Annotated in this window: 2 protein-coding genes; one reads left to right on the top strand and one right to left on the bottom strand. The window is 45.2% G+C overall.

Annotation, left to right across the window (positions count from 1 at the left end; translation table 11 throughout):
- On the top strand, positions 1 to 158 hold a 158-nt coding region (locus tag CAG68_RS08020), incomplete at its 5' end, for an aspartate/glutamate racemase family protein (RefSeq protein ID WP_202599889.1).
- Positions 159 to 225: 67 nt separating this feature from the next.
- Here the strand turns inward: CAG68_RS08020 and CAG68_RS08015 are convergent.
- Positions 226 to 1,929: an FAD-dependent oxidoreductase gene (locus CAG68_RS08015; protein ID WP_086047386.1), complete on the bottom strand. Its 1,704-nt coding sequence runs from the start codon at positions 1,927 to 1,929 to the stop codon at positions 226 to 228.
- Between the last annotated feature and the right edge of the window lie 77 nt (positions 1,930 to 2,006).

Below are 2,006 nucleotides of genomic sequence, written 5' to 3'. Positions count from 1 at the left end.
TTATTGAAAAACTAAAAGAGCACGGAGCTGAAGCTGTGATTCTCGGGTGCACTGAAATTGCCTTACTTGTAAACCAAAGTCACACCGAGGTTACACTACTTGATACCACTTCTATCCATGCTCAAGCAGCAGTCCGTTTGGCAATTGAAGGTGAATGATCTACGCTTTCTTTCCTGCAAAAAAAGAGAAAACCAAGCACGTGGTTTTCTCTTTTTTATTATCAAGTTATAAGCGAGCAAATTTGAGAGTTCTGTATCCACCAATCAAGTTGCGGGCTTTGTAACCATTGTTGACCAGCTGACGGTATGCTACGTTACCGCGTAACCCAACTTGACAGTAAATCACGATCTCTTTGTCTTTAGGAAGTTCGTGCATGCGACGACGTAGTTGATCGACAGGAATATTAATTGCACCTTCAAGATAACCAACGGACTCCAATTCACCAGGATTACGAACATCAAGTAACAGTTGGTCTTCTGTCAGTGAATCCATTTCATCATAATGAATCGCGGTCGCATCGCCTTTGATGATGTTATTTGCCACAAACGCCGCTTGGTTAATTACATCTTTAGCAGAGCCATAAGGTGGCGCGTAAGTTAGCTCGAGGTGTTGCAGTTGCTCTACCGTCATACCAGCACGCTGAGCAACTGCCATTACGTCGATACGTTTATCAACACCGTCTTTACCTACTGCTTGCGCACCTAATATTTTACCTGTTACTGGATCAAACAGCATTTTGAATGACACGGTTTCTGCACCTGGGTAGTAACTCGCGTGACTTGCTGTATGCACATACACTTTTTCATAAGCGATGTTTTCACGTTTCAGCTGTTTCTCGTTTTTACCAGTAGAAGCGACGGCTAAATCAAAAATCTTACAGATCGCCGTGCCTTGCGTACCTTGGTAAGTTTCTTGGCGGCCAAGCATGTTGTCTGCTGCCATTCGGCCTTGGCGGTTTGCCGGGCCCGCAAGTGGCACTAGAGTTTGCTCGCCAGTCACAAAGTCTTTCTCTTCTACCGCGTCGCCGACAGCGTAGATCGAAGGATCGCTGGTTTGCATGTATTCATTGATATAAATACCACCAAGAGCGCCGATTTCTAAGCCAGCTTCTTTTGCTAATTTGGTCTCGGGGCGAACACCAATTGCCATAATCAAAATATCGGTGGTGAGTCTTTCACCGCTGTTTAGTGTTAATTCCAATTCACCTTCTAGATGTTGGTGTTTTTCGCTCTCACCAGAGTCGAAACTTGCCACGTGCTCGTTAGGTACGAATTTCACCGACTCAAGTGCGACGCCAAGTTTAAGGTCGATGCCTTTCTCACGAATTTCAGCATGTGCGAAGCCAGCCATTTCACGGTCAACGGGCGTCATCACTTGATCCGCCATTTCAACTAATGTGGTTTTTATGCCTAGCTGGTGGAAGGCTTCCATCATTTCCAAACCGATAAAACCACCACCAACGACCGTAGCGTGTTCAACTTTGTTGGTTTCGATCGTTTTAATGATGCGATCCATATCTGGAATATTGCGCAGCGAGTGTGTTAACGGGTTATCAATACCCGGAATAGGCGGCACAACTGGACCTGCGCCAGGGCTAAGTAGAAGAAAGTCGTAGCTCTCTTGGTATTCCGAGCCATCAAGCAAATTGTTAACCGTAACCGTTTTGTCTTGACGGTTAATAGAAACCACTTCGTTCATCACACGGACATCAACATTGAAACGCGCTAGAAAGCTTTCAGGCGTTTGAAGAAGCAGTTTGCTGCGCTCTTGGATATCGCCACCAATGTGATAGGGTAAGCCACAGTTTGCAAATGACACAAATGGACCGCGTTCAAACATAATGATTTCTGCGTCTTCACTAAGACGACGAGCGCGAGCTGCTGCAGATGCACCGCCAGCAACCCCACCAATAATCACGATTTTGCTCATGGATTTCTCCTGCTGAATGATCGAAAACGCCTACACCTTACTTAAATAAATTAGCTAAGTCTAATGTTATTTAATCT

This window comes from Vibrio sp. V42_P2S4T144 (assembly GCF_009904715.1).
Classification (GTDB): domain Bacteria; phylum Pseudomonadota; class Gammaproteobacteria; order Enterobacterales; family Vibrionaceae; genus Vibrio; species Vibrio alginolyticus.
Note: the sequence above shows the minus strand (reverse complement) of the source record. Positions and strands in the feature narration are given on the sequence as shown.

What these genes read in the sequence shown, in the direction of transcription:
- CAG68_RS08015 (WP_086047386.1), bottom strand. Translation starts at nt 1,929, where the DNA reads ATGAGCAAAATCGTGATTATTGGTGGGGTTGCTGGCGGTGCATCTGCA.